The following is a 17,863-nucleotide window of genomic DNA, read 5'->3' as shown; positions in this document are numbered from 1 at the left end:
GTGACCTAGGATTGTTTGCCCCTTCAGGCAAATATTCCAGTCACCAGATAAATTACCGGTTTTTAACAAAGAAGAATAAACCTATGAATGATAAATCTTATACCTTAAGCCTTTCGATTCCTAACTTATCTGCCAACACATTTAAATCCTCTACTACAACATCAATTAAAGGAATCCCAGATACAGACCGTTTCTGCTCAAACGCATATTCAGGTTCACCAGGAATGATCACATGTTTATCAGGATCAACTGTCTTTGCGCTTTTAAAACGCTCAATCCAGTTATCAAGATGATCTTTGAAGTCTGCTGCAGGACGGAATCCATCAACGCGCATTGCACCTAAAAAGTGACCTATACCTTCTCCTACAGGATCCGTGGGTGGATCAAGGAAAGCAACAAAAGGGGGCACCCAGGGGCCGTAATTTGCACCTGAAAGCACAGCTGATAAGATATCCACTGTTGCACTTAATCCATATCCTTTATGACTGCCGTGATCTTTATCGCTGCCTAAAGGGAGTAGGGATCCGCCAGATTTTAATTCATTGGGATCAGTAGAGCCCTTGCCGTCTTTATCTTGTGCCCAGCCATCAGGAATAGGCTGATTGGCACGGCTTGCAATTTCCAGTTTACCGTTTGCTGCGGCGGCAGTTGCCATGTCTACTACTACAGGTGGATATTTGCCAGCAGGGAATGCATAACACATGGGGTTGGTACCTAATAATCTTTCATTTGCATAGGTAGGGGCTACCAGCGGACTTGCATTGGTCATGCTGATACCAATCATGTCCTGCTCCACGGCCATCAGGGCATGGTATCCTGCGATGCCGAAATGGTTAGAGTTTTTTACGGCTACCCAGCCACTGCCGTATATTGCGGCTTTTTCGATAGCTACTTTCATGGCGAAAGGGGCAACCACTAATCCGAGACCTCCGTCGCCGTCTACAGTAGCTGTAGTAGCAGTTTCATGTACTATCCGGATATTGGGTGTAGCATTAATCCTTTCCTTTTCCCAGAGACGTACGTAACCACTTAACCTGGCTACGCCATGCGAATCGATTCCGCGCAGATCTGATTTCAATAATACGTCCGCCGCCAGCTCAGCATCTGTTGTACTGCAACCCATTTTGATAAATACATTGATTGTAAAAGCCCTGAGGTGTGCTGCGGTAAAAGTGTGGAAAATCATGATGGATGGGTTAGGCGTATATCACGGTGAATTTATGGTCCAGCGGTTTAAAGTGTCTCACTAAACTATTGATAAAGTCTTCCCCATAGAGGACATATACGGGAGCTATATTTAACACACGTTCCTGTAAGACGCCGGATGGGAACAATTTGTTTTTGAGTTGAGAGATTTGTTCTAAAGAAGTAGTATGTTTCCTTTTTTCGGCTCGCAGCAGCTTTTTTTCAAGGTTGGTGACCAGCTTTAAGCTCTTTGTTTTGGCCGCTTCTGCAGAGAGGGAAAGTGTTTTGTCGATTTTATAAGAATTCAGTTTGATCTGATCAAACACGGCTCTGATGGCTCTTTGCTCGTCATCCAGACAAAGGGAATCGCCCACATGTGCCTTTACCCATTTATTCTTTAGCTGCTCGTCTGTATCGAAAAGGTCGGTCGCGCTGATATCAAGAATCTGCATTTTTCTGGCACTTCTTTCATCAATTACTATGGCCGAGTTACGTAAGATAAGAACAGGATAAGCAACCTTATAGTAGTCGAAATTCGCCTTTAGCTGCAGCCAATAGGTTACTTCTGCACCACCACCAATATAAGCAAGGTTTGGAAGAATAATCTCCTGGTAAACAGGTCGCATCACCACATTTGGACTGAAGCGTTCAGGATGGCTTTTTATTTCTGCTGTCAGGCTGTCTTTAGTGAAGCTGATTTCCGTATTCATCACCTGGAACAGTTCACCTTCCTGTACAATTCGCTCACGAAGGTTGTCATCCATATAAAAGAAGTTAATCTCCCTGGGATTTACCTGCGGTTTATAGCCTTTTTCTTCTAATCTTTTGCTGGTTGTATTGATCAGCTCAAAACTATGCTGCTCCAGGATGTCCTGCGCTATTACAGGAGCAAACTGGGCTTTAAGCGCGGCATCATCTGCGTCAGTACAAATCAATCCATACTCGCCGAATAGTGAATCTACCAGTTCACGGGTGGCATCTGCTAATTTTTTGTTATTGGTATAGGCCTTTTCCACCTTTTTTGCCAGTTCATCTCCATTGCCGCTGATGCCAAGGAAACCTTTATAGGCGACCAGTGTTTCCGTGAAATCTTTGGTGCTGATTCTTCCTGTTGCACCAGTAGCTTTACTCTGCCAGGTCAGCATTTTATCTTCCAGTTTAACATGATTGATTTCTTCAAAATCATGATCTTCTGTGGCCATCCAGTAAACAGGAACAAAATTGTAATCAGGGAATTGTTTTTTAAGATCCCTGGCCAGGTTAATAGCCGTAACAATCTTATAGATAAAATACAAAGGCCCTGTAAATATATTGAGCTGATGACCGGTAGTGATGGTAAAGGTACGGTCATCAGCTAATAAAGCGATATTGGAAAGCACAAGAGCAGAGGGCTCAATATGCATATACTGTCTTTGCAGCGTTCGGGTCAGTAATTCGCGGTCACCTGAAAACTTTCGTTCGGCAATAGCTTTTTCAAAGCCCTGAATAGTAGGGGAGTACTTATAAAAGTCCTCCAGTTTAGCTTTTCCACCGATGTAATCCAATACAATGGATGAAAAAGCATTTGTTTGCTGATAAGAGATGTACTTGGCTTGCATTGCCACGAATTTAAGTTAATAAACTACAATTCTTCAAACACCAGCTTTTATTTTACAATCTGTCCATATAGATCAAAGTCTTCCGCACGGTCAACTTTCACCTGAACGAATGTTCCGTTTGCAGCATAACCAGTTGCCGCATCAATCAGCACCTCATTATCTACTTCCGGAGAGTCAAATTCAGTACGGCCGATAAAGAAATCACCCTCTTTACGGTCCACCAGTACCTTGTAAGTCCGGCCTACTTTTTCCTGGTTAATCTCAAATGAAATGCCCTGCTGCAATTCCATGATAGCATCTACACGTGCCTGTTTCACTTCTTCAGGCACATCATCCACTAAATTATGTGCATGCGTTTTTTCTTCATGAGAATAGGTAAAACAACCTAATCTGTCGAAACGCGTATCTTCTACCCAGCGTAACATCTCTTCGAAATCTCTTTCAGTTTCGCCCGGATATCCGCAGATTAATGTGGTACGCATTGCGATTCCGGGAACTTTATCCCTGATCTGGTTAACGATATCAATTGTCTTTTGCTTGGTAATTCCACGGCGCATAGACTTCAGCATGTTGTCTGTGATATGCTGTAATGGCATATCGAGATATTTACAGATATTATCACGCTCGTTCATCGCATCCAGGATTTCCATAGGGAAACCTGAAGGATAAGCATATTGCAGCCTGATCCATTCAATACCGTTGATATCAGCTAATCTTCTCAATAACTCATCAAGATTACGTTTGCCATAAATATCCAGGCCGTAATAGGTAAGGTCCTGCGCAATCAGAATCAACTCTTTAGTTCCGTTCGCAGCTAATATTTTAGCCTCATGTACCAATGCATTCATTTCTGTAGATACGTGTTTACCACGCATCAATGGAATAGCACAGAAGGAGCAGGGACGGTTACAACCTTCAGCGATTTTGAAATAAGCAAAATGTGATGGGGTTGTCAGTAACCTTTCTCCGATTAATTCATGTTTGTAATTTGCACCCAGGGAGTGCAGTATATTCTGCAGGTCATTGGTGCCAAAAAATGCATCAACATTTGTCAGCTCGGCTTCCAGTTCCGGTTTATAACGCTCAGATAAACATCCTGTCACGATTACTTTACCTACTTTACCTTCGTCTTTCAGCTGACTGTACTGGAGGATGGTATCTATTGATTCCTGTTTTGCATTGTCAATAAAACCGCAGGTATTGATCACAATGATGTCGTCCTTATTGATATCATTTGCCTCGTGAACAACACTTAAGTTATTCCCTCTTAATTGCCCCATTAAAACTTCAGAATCATAGATGTTCTTAGAGCAGCCTAAGGTAATTACGTTGATCTTCGGTTTTTTAACGGGTATAATGTTAGAGACAGTTTTTGTGTTCATATTGTTGTATATAGATGCTGATGTTTCCGGCTATTTAAAGAGTCCGTCTACAAAAGCTTTTTTATCAAATAATTGAAGGTCATTTATACCTTCTCCGACGCCGATATATTTTACAGGTATCTTGAACTGATCAGAGATACCTATTACAACGCCGCCTTTTGCAGTACCATCCAGTTTGGTAATGGCCAGTGCATTTACATCAGTGGCCTCGGTAAACTGTTTGCATTGCTCAAAAGCATTTTGGCCGGTAGAGCCGTCCAGTACCAGTAATATCTCATGCGGAGCACCGGGTATTACCTTTTCCATTACTTTTTTGATTTTACCCAGCTCATTCATCAGGCCTATCTTATTGTGCAAACGACCTGCGGTATCAATAATCACTACATCTTCACCATTTGCAACGGCCGACTGGATCGTGTCGAATGCAACGGACGCAGGATCGGAACCCATAGCCTGTGCTACGATACGCACGCCAACACGTTCAGCCCAGAGTTTAATCTGGTCAACAGCAGCAGCACGGAAAGTATCGGCAGCGCCTAATACAACCTGTAATCCTTCAGCTTTTAACTTATGTGCCAGTTTACCAATGGTTGTAGTTTTTCCTACCCCATTCACACCAACCACCATAATTACATAAGGTTTATGATTACCATACTCAAAGCTGCGAAAGTCATTGCTGTTGTTTTCTGAAAGCAGCAACTGGATTTCATCGCGAAGCAGGAGATTCAATTCGGAGGTCGACAAATATTTGTCTTTCGCTACCCTGTCCTGGATCCGCTCAATAATCTTCAGCGTAGTGGTTACGCCAACATCAGAAGTAACCAGTACTTCTTCCAGATTATCCAGCACATCATCATCCACTGTTGATTTTCCTGCAACAGCTTTAGTGATCTTGCTTAAGAATCCTTCTTTAGTTTTCTCTAAACCTTTATTCAGTGCCTCCTGAGCTTCAGGTGCAGTCTCCTTTTTCTTGAAGAAATCAAATAGTCCCATAGAAATGTAGATGAAAACAAAAAAAGCCATCCATCAGAAAGAGGGACGGCTTTAATATCATTAATATTAAAATTACTTGCTTACGCCAGCAATAGCATCTTTAACGTGATCGTTGTGAACGATAACTTCTTTGAAAGAATATGCACCGGTTTTTGGTGATTTAGTCATCGTAACAACTTTTGAATATTCTTTACCTTTACCCGTTTTAAGGGTTGCAACTACCTTTTTTGCCATGATCTAAATAGATTGGATTTAGTTAAATACTAAATATTACTTAATTTCTTTATGTACAGTTACTTTCTTCAATACAGGATTGAATTTTTTCAATTCTAATCTCTCTGTAGTGTTTTTACGGTTTTTTGTAGAGATATATCTAGACATACCAGGCATGCCGCTAGTTTTATGTTCTGTACACTCTAGAATAACTTGTACTCTGTTACCTTTTTTTGCCATTGTTATTAATAATTTAGTTGATTCACATCAACAATGTTTTTACAAAAATCCTTTTTTAACGAAACGGTTAATCGCTTCAGTAATACCAATCTTATTGATGGTTTTGATAGCTGAAGTAGAAACTTTCAGTGTTATCCAACGGTCTTCATCAGGAATATAAAATTTCTGAAGTTGTAAGTTGGGATAAAACTTACGTTTAGTTTTAACGTTTGAGTGAGAAACATTAAAACCACTCATTGCCTTTTTTCCGGTTAAATCACAAACTCTAGACATGCCTTTAATATATATATTTAATTGTTCTTCGCTTAATTTTTTAAGAGTGTGCAAATATCACAAAAATAATTGTAACCATCAAGGCTACATGTGATTATTTTTAAAAATAATCTGTGGTTTTGTTCGGTGCGACCTTCCCTTTAGTACGACAAATGTACACAAATGCTTTCCAAATACAAACAGGCCTGTATTTAAACCTTTTAATAAAGAATGTGATGCCTGTCATAAATTAGATCAAAGAATGTTTTTATCCTATCTCAAATGGTTTATATTTGAGTTTTCGAGTCCGAAACCAAATAGTTTTTAATAAAAATAGATATGCAAATCAAATCTTTAGCCGAGTACAAGAAGACCTATCAATTCAGTGTAGATCACCCGGAAGAGTTCTGGGCAGGTATAGCAGATAACTTCCTGTGGAGAAAGAAATGGGATAAAGTGTTGTCCTGGAATTTCACAGAACCGAATATTAAATGGTTTGAAGGAGCCAAATTAAATATTACAGAAAATTGCCTGGACAGACACCTGGAGGAAAATGGCGACAAGCCCGCGATCATCTGGGAATCAAATGATCCGGAGAAGCCAAGTGTAACTTTAACGTATAAAATTCTGCATGAGCAGGTTTGCCGTTTCGCAAACGTTTTAAAGAAAAATGGCGTTGTGAAGGGGGATCGTATTTGTATTTATATGCCGATGGTTCCGGAGCTCGCTGTAGCGGTGCTGGCCTGTGCAAGGATTGGTGCTGTACACTCTGTTATATTTGGTGGTTTTTCTGCTAAATCTATCGCCGACAGGATCAATGATTCTGCTTGTAAACTGGTGATTACTGCTGACGGATCATTCCGCGGCAATAAACAGATTCAATTAAAGGAAGTGATTGATGATGCTTTAATTGGCTGTCCGACAGTAGAAAAGGTAATTGTATTAACGCATACGCGTACACCTGTTTCCATGTTGAAAGGACGTGATCTCTGGTTCGAGGATGAGATTAAACTGGTGGATACTTTTTGCCCTGCGGAGGAAATGGACGCAGAAGATATGCTGTTCATCTTATATACTTCCGGCTCTACAGGCAAGCCTAAGGGAGTGGTGCATACCGTTGGCGGATACATGGTTTATGCAGGTTATACCTTCTCCAATGTATTTAATTACCAGCCTGAAGAAGTGTTCTTCTGTACGGCAGATATCGGCTGGATCACCGGTCACTCTTATATTGTTTATGGTCCTTTATCACAAGGGGCAACCACGCTGATGTTTGAAGGAATTCCAACTTATCCCACACCATCAAGACTATGGGAGGTGATAGAAAAGCATCAGGTAAATATCCTGTATACGGCTCCAACGGCTATCCGCTCGCTGATGAGTTTTGGTAAAGAGCCTCTGGAAGGCATAGACCTCAGTAGTCTGCGTGTACTGGGATCTGTGGGAGAACCTATAAATGAAGAGGCATGGCACTGGCTGGATGAAGAAATTGGTCATAAAAACTGTCCGATTGTAGATACCTGGTGGCAAACGGAGACGGGGGGATTAATGATTTCGCCGATTGCATTTGTAACACCGCTTAAGCCTGCCTTCGCTACTTTACCTTTGCCAGGAGTTCAACCGATTCTGGTAGATGAACAAGGCCAGGAGATCGAAGGAAACGGGGTAAATGGAAACCTGTGTATTAAGTTCCCATGGCCAGGTATCTTACGTACCACCTATGGTGATCATGAACGTTGCAAACAAACTTATTTCTCTACCTATCCAAACCTTTATTTTACGGGCGATGGCTGTATGCGGGATGAAGATGGTTACTACAAAATCACTGGTCGTGTAGATGATGTGATTAATGTTTCCGGACACAGGATTGGTACTGCCGAAGTGGAGAATGCCATTAATATGCATGCAGGAGTGGTCGAAAGTGCTGTAGTAGGTTATCCTCATGATGTTAAAGGACAGGGAATATATGCATTCGTGATCTATCCGAACCTGCATAGCGAAGAAGAACTCACTAAAAAAGATATTCTGCAAACGGTAACAAGAGTGATTGGCGCAATTGCTAAACCGGACAAGATTTTATTTGTGACAGGTTTGCCTAAAACCAGGTCTGGTAAAATTATGCGCAGGATCCTCAGGAAAATTGCGGAGGGTGATACAGGTAATTTAGGTGATACGAGTACTTTGCTTGATCCCGCAATTGTAGATGAAATCATTGAAAAATCCAAAGCTTTACAAGCGAAATAGTAATAACCCTCAGCATAAAAAAGGCCTGTCTGAAATTTTCAGACAGGCCTTTTTTATGCTGTTGTCAGGCGCAGCCGCTATTTTTAGTTCGAGATGCTGTTCCCGGAATTGGAGATACTTACATTTAATTTCCCTTCCGGCTTTTTCCCGTAATGGCTTTCATACCATGTTGTCAGCTGGTCATTCTTAAAATGTTGCTCACTATTGATCCCTTTGATTAATGTTTTTGTTGCTTCAGTAGCGTTCTCTCCGCTTCTTGCCTGGAATAATGCATAATCCACAACCAGTTTATCTGCTGGCCTCGGACCTTTAAATCCTAATATAAAACCATTTTTTCCGATGATCTGTGGAGAAGTTGAGGATGACATCAGTTCACGGAAATCAGCATTTATACTGTTTGCGGATAGATGATAAGCCTTTACTGCATTATTTTTAAGTGTGGTAGCCTGTTTCCAGTCGCCCTCAGTTTCCCCTGTATATAAATTGATAAACACCACATCATTATATTTTTCAAACCGGCTTTTTAAAGCTTTATAATCGGCATTGGTATCATCCGCAGGCAGTAGCGTAGTATGTCTCCATACGTACATATACACCGTTTTTCCGGCATATAAATCGCCAAATCTGGCAGCTTTACCATTTTGGTCAGCTACTTCAAGGTTGTTGATGTTCAGGTCTTTCTGATCGTCATAAGCTTTTGCAATTGATTTTCCCATGCCCTTAATAATCATGGTACATGAACTTTCGGATAGCAATACAGGAATAAGCAGGATATATAATAATCTTTTCATATGGTTTGGTTTCTTATAAGACGCGTAAAACAAGACAATGGTTACAATAGTAAAACAATTTTTTCCCCCGCGGTGTTATTTATACAGTTCAATAATGAAAACAAAAAACATATTACCATGGATAAGTTAGAATTAAAAGGAAAATGGAACGAGATTAAAGGTAAAGTGAAACAAGCCTATGGTGACCTTACCGATGATGATTTGAAACATGAAGAAGGTAAAGATGATGAGCTGTATGGCAGAATTCAGCAAAAAACTGGTAAGACACGGGATGAAGTGGTAGACTGGTTAAAATCCTTATAAGTAATAAAGAAAATTACGAGCATAAAAAAGGTGCTGTTCCATTGGAACAGCACCTTTTTTATGGGAAATCAATTTCAGTTAATAACCAAAAATCTGTTCCAGAGTCAGCGTATTCAATGTGCCGAATTTCTGCAGATCTTCCGTTTTTACTTTTTTATCAGAGGCAACAATGCAATAATTGTAAGACTTGTTAGCCACATTATCTGCATGGAAATTTCTGATATCGGTAAATGTCATTGGTTTTAAAGCTGCATATTCTTCCATCCTTGAATCGTGATCCAAACCTTTTCTTTTATCAGCAAAATAAGTTGAAATAATATCGAATTTCGTGATTCTTGAAGTTTCTATAGCGTTCATGCTACTGTATTTTGATGATTCAAAATTCTCTGGAAACTCCGGTAACTTGTTCAGTAGTTCATTCATACCCGCAACAGCCTGGTTCATTTTGTCGGCCTGACTGCCTACATAAGCGATCATTGCATACTGCTTTTCTTTTTTATCAGGTGCTGAAAAAACTGCGAAAGTAGAGTAGGCCAATGCCTGAGATTCCCTGATGCTCTGGAAGACTACTGATCCCATTCCACCACCAAAATAGCTGTTAAATAAAGTGATCTTAGCTGCCTGTGCAGGATCATAAACACCACCATTTCTTACCCAGCGCACTTCTGACTGTACCATATCATAATTCGCAAAATAAACCTGGTTAGCTGCTGTGTTCGTATAATTGAACTTTTGCGCAGGTGCTGCATCAGTAAATTCCTTAGGCAAAGCATGTACTTTCTCTATGTTTTTTGTAAATGCGCTTAAAGTTTCAGGACCATAATAAGCAATGGTATGTTTGTAATTATTGATGTTATGTAAAATATATAACAACTCTTTAGAGGTCATATTTTTGATCTCCTCATTTGATAAACCATAATTAGCCGGATTTGCTGCACCATATTGCGCATAGGCTGTCAGGCCGGAAAGGATGGCCGCCTTGTCCAGTTTTTTGTTTTCTCTTGCCTTAAGGATACTGTTTTTTAATTCAGCTAATGCACTTTCGTTTGCTTTGCAATTCGCGAAAATATGCTCCACAAGGTTAACTGCTTTATCAAAATTTTCCTGCAAACCACTGATCGTAATAGTGGTCACATCATTTGATACGTTAAAGCTATAGTTACAGGCGATATTGTAAAATTCTTTACTGATCTCTTCTGCTGTATATTTATCCGTACTTAAAAAAGCAAGGTATTGGGCAGCATAAGGAGCCATTTTATAATTCCATGTGCCCATGTCAAAACGGTAGGCGAGTGTAAATAAAGTGTTTTCTTTATTCTGCACGGCAACTACATCCGCTATACCTGCTTTACCCAGGTTCAGGTCTTTATTGTAATCCAGAAATTTGGCTTCAATCGGTTTTGATGGCGCCGACAATAGATTTTTAGTGAATAAAGAAACTTGATCCGTATTTGTTTTCACCGGCGTGATGGCAGGTTTATCTACTTTAAGGATGTTGGTATCTTCCGCTTTATGTTTCAGTACCACAACATAATTATCTTTGAAAAACTGATTTGCAAAGTCCACCACCTCTTGTTTGGTGATTTTGCCCATCTCATCATTGTTATTTAAGGACTTATCCCATTTTACAGCACGGTTTAGTACAAATTCATTGGTCACTGCCTCTACGCGGAAGCTGTTGTCGTCAAATGATTTTAACAGACTCAGTTTATTGTTAGCTACTACAGCTTTGATCAGGCTGCCATCAAAGTCACCTTTTTTAAGCAAATCGATCTGCTGCAGTAATAATTGTTGTGCTTCTTGCAGGGTCTGACCTTGTTTGGGCTGTGCAACCATCACGAAATTACCATAGTCTTTCATCTGCTGGTAATAGGCACCAGAACTCAGTACTTTTTGTTGTTTATTCAGGTTGATATCCAGTAATCCGGCTTTTCCATTTGCCAGGATGCTCGAAATCAGATCCAGCAGCATACTTTGTTTGGTATTCTCTGCATAGCCTCTGAAAGCGATGTTCACACTTTCCGCACTCGGACCGTTCACATCTGCCAGTTGTATCTGCGTCAATGGTTTTTCAGGAGCAGGATGATATAATTCCACAGGTTTAGCTTTCATGTAAGCAAAAGCTGCTGCCACTTTTTTAATCATTTCATCCGCTTTGAAATCGCCCGCCAAAACTACCGCCATATTATTTGGCACATAGTACTTGTTGTAATATTTGCGGATTTCTACCAGTGAAGGATTTTTCAGGTGCTCAATGGTACCAATAGTTGTCTGCTGACCGTAGTTATGTACGGGATATAACAATTCATCCATCTTCTCATAAACCTTCCATGCGTCATTATCCAATCCGCGGTTTTTCTCTTCGTAAACTGCTTCCAGTTCGGTATGGAAAATACGGAAAACAGGATTACGGAAGCGTTCTGCCTGTAAAGCCAGGAATTTATCAGTGGCATTGGCAGGGAAATCCTCGTTGTAAACTGTTTCTTCTACAGAGGTATGGGCATTGGTCGACTGTCCTCCGATAGATTTCATCATCTTATCATACTCATTCGCAATAGAATAATCAGAAGCCTCACCAGATGTTTTATCTATTTCCGCATAAATCTCCTTGCGCTTAACAGGGTCGGTAGTACTGTGATACTGCTCGTAAAGTTTCTCAATTTTATCCAGCAATGGCTTTTCCTTCGCATAATCCATGGTGCCAAATTTATCCGTTCCTTTAAATAAAAGGTGTTCAAGATAATGCGCTAAACCAGTATTTGTGCGGGGATCTGTATTACTCCCTGCTCTCACTACCATACGGTATTCTATGCTCGGCTCTTTGGTATTTTCGGAAAGTACTACAGCTAAACCGTTCGGTAAGGTATAGAAACGGGATTTAGTAGGGTCGTTTGTGACATACTTGTAGGTATATCCACCAGATGCAGCAGTTTTCCACTGGTAACCGGTCTGCGCTATTAAACCTGATCCTGATATCAGGAAACAGGATAATAGGAATAAGCTTTTCTTCATTGTTCAGTTTTTTGAGATGTAAGCCTGCATGAATCCATGCGGGGAATGATGATGTTATTTATTCAAATATAATCTGAAAAGGTAATAATTCGTATAGTTTAAAGTATAATCTTGTATTTTTGAAGGATATGAAGAAAGAGCAATCCAGACCCAATATTTTAGTGGTAAATGACGACGGAGTTACGGCCCCGGGCATCAGAAACCTGATTGAAGTAGTTAAAGAAATAGGAAATGTGGTGGTTGTTGCTCCGGATGGCCCTCAATCGGGTATGGGACACGCCATTACTATCGGAAAACCCTTAAGATTTGATAAGGTAGATCTTTATGAAGGTGTGGAGATGTATAAATGTTCAGGTACACCGGTCGACTGTGTCAAGTTAGCTGTGAATAAAATATTTAAAGGTAAAAAACCGGATATCTGTGTGTCAGGTATCAATCACGGATTAAACAATTCTATTAACGTCATTTACTCGGGAACGATGTCTGCCGCCGTAGAAGGTGCAATTGAAGGCATTCCTTCCATCGGCTTTTCTTTAGATGACTTCTCTGAGGAAGCAGACTTTAGTCACTGCAAAAAATACGTGGAGATCATTGTCAAACAAGTGCTTGATCATGGTTTGCCGCAAGCTACACTGCTGAATGTAAACTTTCCCAAAGGTGCAAACCTGAAAGGAATTAAAATTTGCAGGCAGGCCAATGCGAAATGGGCAGAGGAATTTGATGAACGTAAAGATCCGTACGGGCGACCATATTACTGGCTTACAGGAGTTTTTCAGAACAATGATAAGGGGGAAGATACAGATGTATGGGCTTTAGATCATGGATTTGTATCAGTAGTACCGGTGCAATTTGATCTCACTGCACACCATGCTATCCCTTTACTCAATACCTGGACATTTAATGATTAAACAGATTAGAAATACCGTTTGGGCTGGTTTCGGGATCGGGATTTTTGTTCCCGGACTGCTCGTTGCTGTGGTCTGGTTTATCATGCATAAAGTCGCTTTTCTGGCTAAGGCCGATTTACTGCTGATAGGCTGTATCGGTGTAAATGCATTGCTGTTAAAGTACTTCTTTAAAATTAACCAGGAGCATACGGGGAGGGGAGTATTGAGCGCTACATTTATCTGGGCCATGTTATTTTTCTTCTACAAAATACAACAGTCATGAAATATTACCTTGTCGCTGGTGAAGCCTCGGGAGATCTCCACGGTGCTAACTTAATGAAGGCATTGAAGATAAAAGATGCGCAGGCGGAATTCAGGTATTTTGGCGGCGATAAAATGCAGGCGGAGGGTGGCAGGCTGGTTAAACACTATGCTGATATGGCCTTTATGGGCTTTACGGAAGTAGTGCTTAACCTGCGTACGATACTGACCAACATGAAATCCTGTAAAAAGGATATCCTGCAATGGCAGCCGGATGTACTGATCCTGATAGATTTTCCCGGCTTTAACCTGAAGATTGCAAATTTTGCCAGGCAGAAAGGTATAAAAGTATGTTACTACATTTCTCCGAAAGTATGGGCATGGAATCAGAAACGTGTGCTGAAAATCAAAAGGGATGTAGACAGGATGTTTTGTATTCTTCCGTTTGAGGTGGACTTCTATAAGGACTGGGGAATGGATGTAGACTATGTCGGCAATCCCTTACTGGATGAAAAAGCACATTTCAAACCTGATCCTGCTTTCCGTGAACAGAACAATCTGGGTACGGCTGACCTGATCGCACTGCTTCCGGGCAGTCGCAAACAGGAGATAGAACGCCTGTTGCCAGCGATGCTGGGCATCACAGAAAGTTTTCCTCAGCAAACTTTTGTTGTGGCGGCGGCACCGACTTTTGATGCAGCATACTATCAGCAGTATATAGGTTCAAAAAACGTGAAATTGGTATTTGCCCGGACTTACGACCTGCTGAATGTAGCGAAAGCGGCGGTAGTTGCATCCGGAACAGCAACCCTCGAAACTGCATTATTTCACGTCCCGCAGGTGGTGGTATATAAAGGCGGAGCCATCTCTATTGCTATTGCCAGGATGCTGGTTAAAATTAAATTTATCTCCCTGGTCAACCTCATCATGAACAGGAAGGTAGTTGCCGAACTTATTCAGGAAGATTGTAATGCTATCGCTATCACCAGCAACCTGCAGCAGATTTTATCAGGTACCGGCAGAAAAGATATGCTGGATGATTATACCGAGTTGTCTGCATTGATGGGCAGACCGGGTGCATCAGAAAGAACAGCTGAATTGATTTACAACTATCTGCAGGGGAGTTAATACCCTGCATTAACATGAACACCTGCATTTAATTTTAAATGCAGGAATCTTATTTTCAGGCAGTTGTTTTATTGACCAGTAATCTGTTGATGCGGGTAAGTACATCATCCAGGTCAAAAGGTTTACTAATGTAGTCATCCGCGCAGGCTTGCGTACTCATCTGTTTACTCCTTGGATTGGCAGACATCACAATAACAGGAATATGTTTGGTGAACATGTCATTCTTAAGGTCATCACAGATCTCAATTCCATTTCCATCAGGCAGCATTACATCAATAATAAACAGGTCCGGCAAAGCATCCCTCAATTTATTTTTCAGTTCACTTACCGAAGATGAAAGCTGCAGTTCATATCCTTCATCCTTTAACAAGTATTCAATGATAAATCTGATATCACTGTCATCTTCAAGAACATGTATTCTTTTGGTCATATAGAATAGGTTAGCTTTTTAATTCAGGATTTACAGCAAACATTGTTCCAATATGGGGTCAAATGAGACCGGTTCTACATAAAAAAACGGAACAGCTTTTCAACTGTTCCGTTTCTTATAATCTTAAAAAAATTAGGCAGCATCAATTGCTTCACGCAATGCTTTTGCAGCCGCTGCAGGGTCTTCTGCACCATAGATAGCAGCACCAGCTACAGCAACTATTGCACCTGCTTTAATTACCGCCTGTACATTGTTGATGTTCACACCACCAGCGATAGAAACAGGAACGCCTGCGCGTGCAGCTTCGTCGATCAATACCTGGATAGAGTATCCCTCAGCCCATTGCTCGTCTAATCCAGCATGCAATTCTACAAATTCAGCACCTAATTCGGTTACTTCCTGTGCACGTTTAACACGGTCAGCCACACCAATTGTATCTACCACAACACCTTTACCATGTGCTTTACCAGCTTTGATTGCACCAGCGATGGTTGCATTACCAGCAGCACCTAATACCGTAACTAAATCTGCACCAGCTTTAAAAGCTAAATCAGCCTCTAATTCACCAGCATCCATAGTTTTAAGATCGGCGAAAACCAGTTTATCCGGATGAGCTTCTTTCATTGCGGTAACAACGGAAAGACCTGCGTTTTTGATTAGTGGTGTACCCAATTCAATAATGTCAATATAAGGCGCTATTTTAGCAACTAAAGCTAAAGCATCTTCTGTAGTTAATAAGTCTATTGCAACTTGTAATTTTGCCATAATATAATTGTTATTTAATATTTATTCGTTTGTAAGTTTGTTATTCGAGGTTTGCGTGTCTTTTCCACATTTCTTCTGCCGGCTCATTATCAATTCCCCAAAGCGTTTGAAAAATCGCATCTGAAAATAATAATACAGACTGTTCAAAAAGACTTCCTGCGTATTGAGCGGAAATGGTTTTACCATGATCCTGTTTCTGCGCGGCAGGGAGAATTAAGACCAGTACAGCAAGATTCGCCAGCGGTGAATCTGTCGTGGTAGACAATGCCACTACCTGTCCTCCTGCAGCTACCGTTTTTTCTGCAGCCTTCACAATAGTACTCGTGGTACCGGAACCGGAGGCGGCGATCAGCAGGTCACCTTTTCTGATCGCAGGAGTAGTCGTTTCTCCAGCCACAAATACGTTCAGTCCAAAATGCATTAAACGCATGGCTGCACTGCGTAAGGCCAGACCTGATCTGCCTGCACCTGCAACAAAAATCCGCTCTGCCTTTTGTATCAGGGGAATGACTGCTGCCAGTTGCTGATAATCAAACCGGTCTGCCAGCTTTCTGTTTTCTTCCAGGATCATTTGCATATTGGTTTGCAAAGCGCCGGAAAGATCTTCCTTATTCGAGTTATCCATACCGTTGTTTTTATCTGCATCAAAGGTATGTGCTTCTGTTAGGGGCAACGTTATACTATGTGCGCATTATGTGGGACTATGTGGAAACAGCCGAATGTTAAGATCACAGGAATGCCATAAATAGTGATTTATACCGGCAATGTTATTCATTTTTCTAAAATTTCCGATCCAATATGCAGCTATGGTTTATATTTGAATCCTGAGCAGCCCGTTATCCGGGAAGAATTTCAGATTTTATCTTGGTAAGCAGCAGCATGGCAGAAACGACATTAGGACTAGAACAATCCCTTATTTATATCCGTAACCTTGAAAATTGTCCGCCAAGTTATCTGAATGATCCGGGAAGAAAGGATTTCTTTGAAATTGTGTGGCTGCAGCATGAATTTCCATTACACACTATTAAAGAGGAAGACAAGCCGGGCAGGGGCGACTGGATCTATCTGATACCACCTTATCGGGTTCATCAGCTGAATAAGGCAGGTAAAAACGGTATTCTGTTATCCTTTAAAAGAGATTTCCTGGAGGAGGGAGACAAAGAGTTTTATCTGGACATCTTTAAGATTTTTAACATACAGGGTGAATTTTCCTGTTTACCATTAAGTGCCGGAACTGCTCTTGAATTGTCAAAAATCTATAACCTGCTCGCTGAAGAATACCAGCAACAGCACAATAGTTTTGTCATATTGAAGGCCTTGCTTAAAGTCTTTCTGCTTAAACTGATTCGTATAAAGGAACATGTTTTTACCACACAGGATGTAAATCAGAAACGTGTATATGAATTTATGATTTTGCTGGAAGAAAATTACCAGCAGGAACGAAATGCAGCATATTATGCCAGTGAACTCGGACTCAGCTCAAAGCGGCTGAATCAGATCCTGAAAGAAAAACTGGACAAAACAGTGGTGCAGCTGATTCATGACAGGATTATTCTTGAGGCCAAGCGACAGATCATCCATAGTGAGCATACGCTGAAGGAGGTTGCCTATGCTTTGGGATTTACGGATCGCCCATATTTCAGCCGGTTTTTTAAAAAACAAACCGGCACTTCTCCCGAAGATTTCCAGAAACTGGCAAAGAATCACATTGAATCCAAATTCAATACCCTGGTCGAATAAATATTTAAGCTAATTGTGCCTCAATTCTTTTCAAAAGCTCGTTCAGGTCGAAAGGTTTGCTGATAAAATCATCAGCAGAAGCTTCTTTGCTACTGGCTTCAGCAGGCGCATGGGCCGACATAATAATGACCGGGATATGTCTTGTATCCAGGCTCTGCTTTAATTGTTTGCATAGCTGTATCCCATCGCCATCAGGTAATTTCACATCCATTAAAATCAAATCAGGCAAAGTATTGAACAGATTTATTTTAAACTCCCGTGCATTTGCCGCAACATTTACCTCGAATTCAGATTGTTGCAGGATATATTCTATGACGTCACGAATCGCCTCGTCATCTTCTATGACTTGTATCAGTTTAGACATAACTCAAATATAAGAACTGTTTATTAAAAACGATATAAAGTTGAACGTTTTTACGCTTGAGTTCTTTCTGACAGG

The 17,863-nt window shown here is 40.8% G+C and carries 19 protein-coding genes; 6 read left to right on the top strand and 13 right to left on the bottom strand.

The window, feature by feature from the left end:
• Positions 1–97: 97 nt before the first annotated feature.
• The 7 genes from OQX62_RS22550 to rpmB form a co-directional block, all read right to left on the bottom strand.
• Positions 98–1,186 (bottom strand): Ldh family oxidoreductase, encoded by a 1,089-nt coding sequence (locus OQX62_RS22550; RefSeq protein ID WP_265833922.1) that lies wholly within the window; start codon positions 1,184–1,186, stop codon positions 98–100.
• 10 nt (positions 1,187–1,196) lie between these two features.
• Positions 1,197–2,783 carry a bacillithiol biosynthesis cysteine-adding enzyme BshC gene (gene bshC, locus OQX62_RS22545; protein WP_265833921.1) on the bottom strand — a complete coding sequence of 529 codons (1,587 nt, stop codon included), beginning with the start codon at positions 2,781–2,783 and terminating at the stop codon, positions 1,197–1,199.
• A gap of 47 nt (positions 2,784–2,830) precedes the next feature.
• Positions 2,831–4,165: a 30S ribosomal protein S12 methylthiotransferase RimO gene (gene rimO / locus OQX62_RS22540; protein WP_265833920.1), complete on the bottom strand. Its 1,335-nt coding sequence runs from the start codon at positions 4,163–4,165 to the stop codon at positions 2,831–2,833.
• A gap of 30 nt (positions 4,166–4,195) precedes the next feature.
• Positions 4,196–5,158 carry a signal recognition particle-docking protein FtsY gene (gene ftsY, locus OQX62_RS22535; protein ID WP_265833919.1) on the bottom strand — a complete coding sequence of 321 codons (963 nt, stop codon included), beginning with the start codon at positions 5,156–5,158 and terminating at the stop codon, positions 4,196–4,198.
• Between the two features lie 72 nt (positions 5,159–5,230).
• The gene (locus tag OQX62_RS22530) at positions 5,231–5,392 is read right to left on the bottom strand and encodes a DUF4295 domain-containing protein (protein WP_265833918.1); all 162 of its coding nucleotides are present in this window, start codon (positions 5,390–5,392) and stop codon (positions 5,231–5,233) included.
• A 36-nt stretch (positions 5,393–5,428) separates the two neighbouring features.
• Positions 5,429–5,611 (bottom strand): 50S ribosomal protein L33, encoded by a 183-nt coding sequence (rpmG, locus tag OQX62_RS22525; RefSeq protein ID WP_008242799.1) that lies wholly within the window; start codon positions 5,609–5,611, stop codon positions 5,429–5,431.
• 39 nt (positions 5,612–5,650) lie between these two features.
• The gene (gene rpmB / locus OQX62_RS22520) at positions 5,651–5,884 is read right to left on the bottom strand and encodes a 50S ribosomal protein L28 (RefSeq protein ID WP_037437638.1); all 234 of its coding nucleotides are present in this window, start codon (positions 5,882–5,884) and stop codon (positions 5,651–5,653) included.
• A gap of 318 nt (positions 5,885–6,202) precedes the next feature.
• On the opposite strand from rpmB, the gene acs reads away from it, so the two are divergent.
• Complete coding sequence (gene acs, locus OQX62_RS22515; RefSeq protein WP_265833917.1) at positions 6,203–8,107, top strand: acetate--CoA ligase; 1,905 nt, start codon at positions 6,203–6,205, stop codon at positions 8,105–8,107.
• Positions 8,108–8,190: 83 nt separating this feature from the next.
• Here acs and OQX62_RS22510 read toward each other — a convergent pair whose 3' ends face one another.
• Entirely contained in the window at positions 8,191–8,898 is a 708-nt protein-coding gene (locus OQX62_RS22510) for a hypothetical protein (protein WP_265833916.1), read from the bottom strand.
• A gap of 117 nt (positions 8,899–9,015) precedes the next feature.
• Between OQX62_RS22510 and OQX62_RS22505 the strand changes: the two genes are divergently transcribed.
• Positions 9,016–9,201 (top strand): CsbD family protein, encoded by a 186-nt coding sequence (locus OQX62_RS22505; RefSeq protein WP_265833915.1) that lies wholly within the window; start codon positions 9,016–9,018, stop codon positions 9,199–9,201.
• A gap of 78 nt (positions 9,202–9,279) precedes the next feature.
• Here OQX62_RS22505 and OQX62_RS22500 read toward each other — a convergent pair whose 3' ends face one another.
• Complete coding sequence (locus tag OQX62_RS22500) at positions 9,280–12,213, bottom strand: M16 family metallopeptidase (RefSeq protein ID WP_265833914.1); 2,934 nt, start codon at positions 12,211–12,213, stop codon at positions 9,280–9,282.
• 128 nt (positions 12,214–12,341) lie between these two features.
• Between OQX62_RS22500 and surE the strand changes: the two genes are divergently transcribed.
• From surE to lpxB, 3 genes are read left to right on the top strand one after another with little or no spacing between them, the layout of a single operon-like run.
• Entirely contained in the window at positions 12,342–13,121 is a 780-nt protein-coding gene (gene surE / locus OQX62_RS22495; protein ID WP_265833913.1) for a 5'/3'-nucleotidase SurE, read from the top strand.
• On the top strand, positions 13,114–13,383 hold the full coding sequence (locus OQX62_RS22490) for a stationary phase survival protein SurE (protein ID WP_265833912.1): 270 nt from the start codon (positions 13,114–13,116) through the stop codon (positions 13,381–13,383). The genes surE and OQX62_RS22490 overlap by 8 nt, the downstream gene beginning before the upstream one ends.
• Positions 13,380–14,489 (top strand): lipid-A-disaccharide synthase, encoded by a 1,110-nt coding sequence (gene lpxB, locus OQX62_RS22485; protein ID WP_265833911.1) that lies wholly within the window; start codon positions 13,380–13,382, stop codon positions 14,487–14,489. Before OQX62_RS22490 ends, lpxB begins: the two co-directional genes overlap by 4 nt.
• A gap of 55 nt (positions 14,490–14,544) precedes the next feature.
• Here the strand turns inward: lpxB and OQX62_RS22480 are convergent, their stop codons facing one another.
• The 3 genes from OQX62_RS22480 to hxlB form a co-directional block, all read right to left on the bottom strand.
• Positions 14,545–14,919, bottom strand: a complete 375-nt coding sequence (locus tag OQX62_RS22480; protein WP_265833910.1) for a response regulator transcription factor — start codon at positions 14,917–14,919, stop codon at positions 14,545–14,547.
• A gap of 132 nt (positions 14,920–15,051) precedes the next feature.
• Positions 15,052–15,684 carry a 3-hexulose-6-phosphate synthase gene (hxlA, locus tag OQX62_RS22475; RefSeq protein ID WP_265833909.1) on the bottom strand — a complete coding sequence of 211 codons (633 nt, stop codon included), beginning with the start codon at positions 15,682–15,684 and terminating at the stop codon, positions 15,052–15,054.
• 40 nt (positions 15,685–15,724) lie between these two features.
• Positions 15,725–16,309 carry a 6-phospho-3-hexuloisomerase gene (gene hxlB, locus OQX62_RS22470; protein WP_265833908.1) on the bottom strand — a complete coding sequence of 195 codons (585 nt, stop codon included), beginning with the start codon at positions 16,307–16,309 and terminating at the stop codon, positions 15,725–15,727.
• Positions 16,310–16,563: 254 nt separating this feature from the next.
• On the opposite strand from hxlB, the gene OQX62_RS22465 reads away from it, so the two are divergent.
• Entirely contained in the window at positions 16,564–17,424 is an 861-nt protein-coding gene (locus OQX62_RS22465; protein ID WP_265833907.1) for a helix-turn-helix domain-containing protein, read from the top strand.
• Positions 17,425–17,428: 4 nt separating this feature from the next.
• Here OQX62_RS22465 and OQX62_RS22460 read toward each other — a convergent pair whose 3' ends face one another.
• On the bottom strand, positions 17,429–17,788 hold the full coding sequence (locus OQX62_RS22460) for a response regulator transcription factor (protein ID WP_265833906.1): 360 nt from the start codon (positions 17,786–17,788) through the stop codon (positions 17,429–17,431).
• Between the last annotated feature and the right edge of the window lie 75 nt (positions 17,789–17,863).

The organism is Pedobacter sp. MR2016-24, from assembly GCF_026239655.1.
Lineage (GTDB): Bacteria > Bacteroidota > Bacteroidia > Sphingobacteriales > Sphingobacteriaceae > Pedobacter.
This window is presented reverse-complemented; position numbering and strand designations above follow the sequence as displayed.

What these genes read in the sequence shown, in the direction of transcription:
- OQX62_RS22460 (WP_265833906.1), bottom strand. Translation starts at nt 17,788, where the DNA reads ATGTCTAAACTGATACAAGTCATAGAAGATGACGAGGCGATTCGTGAC.
- OQX62_RS22505 (WP_265833915.1), top strand. Translation starts at nt 9,016, where the DNA reads ATGGATAAGTTAGAATTAAAAGGAAAATGGAACGAGATTAAAGGTAAA.
- rimO (WP_265833920.1), bottom strand. Translation starts at nt 4,165, where the DNA reads ATGAACACAAAAACTGTCTCTAACATTATACCCGTTAAAAAACCGAAG.
- rpmB (WP_037437638.1), bottom strand. Translation starts at nt 5,884, where the DNA reads ATGTCTAGAGTTTGTGATTTAACCGGAAAAAAGGCAATGAGTGGTTTT.
- OQX62_RS22500 (WP_265833914.1), bottom strand. Translation starts at nt 12,213, where the DNA reads ATGAAGAAAAGCTTATTCCTATTATCCTGTTTCCTGATATCAGGATCA.
- ftsY (WP_265833919.1), bottom strand. Translation starts at nt 5,158, where the DNA reads ATGGGACTATTTGATTTCTTCAAGAAAAAGGAGACTGCACCTGAAGCT.
- hxlA (WP_265833909.1), bottom strand. Translation starts at nt 15,684, where the DNA reads ATGGCAAAATTACAAGTTGCAATAGACTTATTAACTACAGAAGATGCT.
- OQX62_RS22530 (WP_265833918.1), bottom strand. Translation starts at nt 5,392, where the DNA reads ATGGCAAAAAAGGTAGTTGCAACCCTTAAAACGGGTAAAGGTAAAGAA.
- surE (WP_265833913.1), top strand. Translation starts at nt 12,342, where the DNA reads ATGAAGAAAGAGCAATCCAGACCCAATATTTTAGTGGTAAATGACGAC.
- lpxB (WP_265833911.1), top strand. Translation starts at nt 13,380, where the DNA reads ATGAAATATTACCTTGTCGCTGGTGAAGCCTCGGGAGATCTCCACGGT.
- OQX62_RS22465 (WP_265833907.1), top strand. Translation starts at nt 16,564, where the DNA reads ATGGCAGAAACGACATTAGGACTAGAACAATCCCTTATTTATATCCGT.
- acs (WP_265833917.1), top strand. Translation starts at nt 6,203, where the DNA reads ATGCAAATCAAATCTTTAGCCGAGTACAAGAAGACCTATCAATTCAGT.
- hxlB (WP_265833908.1), bottom strand. Translation starts at nt 16,309, where the DNA reads ATGGATAACTCGAATAAGGAAGATCTTTCCGGCGCTTTGCAAACCAAT.
- OQX62_RS22490 (WP_265833912.1), top strand. Translation starts at nt 13,114, where the DNA reads ATGATTAAACAGATTAGAAATACCGTTTGGGCTGGTTTCGGGATCGGG.
- OQX62_RS22550 (WP_265833922.1), bottom strand. Translation starts at nt 1,186, where the DNA reads ATGATTTTCCACACTTTTACCGCAGCACACCTCAGGGCTTTTACAATC.
- OQX62_RS22480 (WP_265833910.1), bottom strand. Translation starts at nt 14,919, where the DNA reads ATGACCAAAAGAATACATGTTCTTGAAGATGACAGTGATATCAGATTT.
- rpmG (WP_008242799.1), bottom strand. Translation starts at nt 5,611, where the DNA reads ATGGCAAAAAAAGGTAACAGAGTACAAGTTATTCTAGAGTGTACAGAA.
- OQX62_RS22510 (WP_265833916.1), bottom strand. Translation starts at nt 8,898, where the DNA reads ATGAAAAGATTATTATATATCCTGCTTATTCCTGTATTGCTATCCGAA.
- bshC (WP_265833921.1), bottom strand. Translation starts at nt 2,783, where the DNA reads ATGCAAGCCAAGTACATCTCTTATCAGCAAACAAATGCTTTTTCATCC.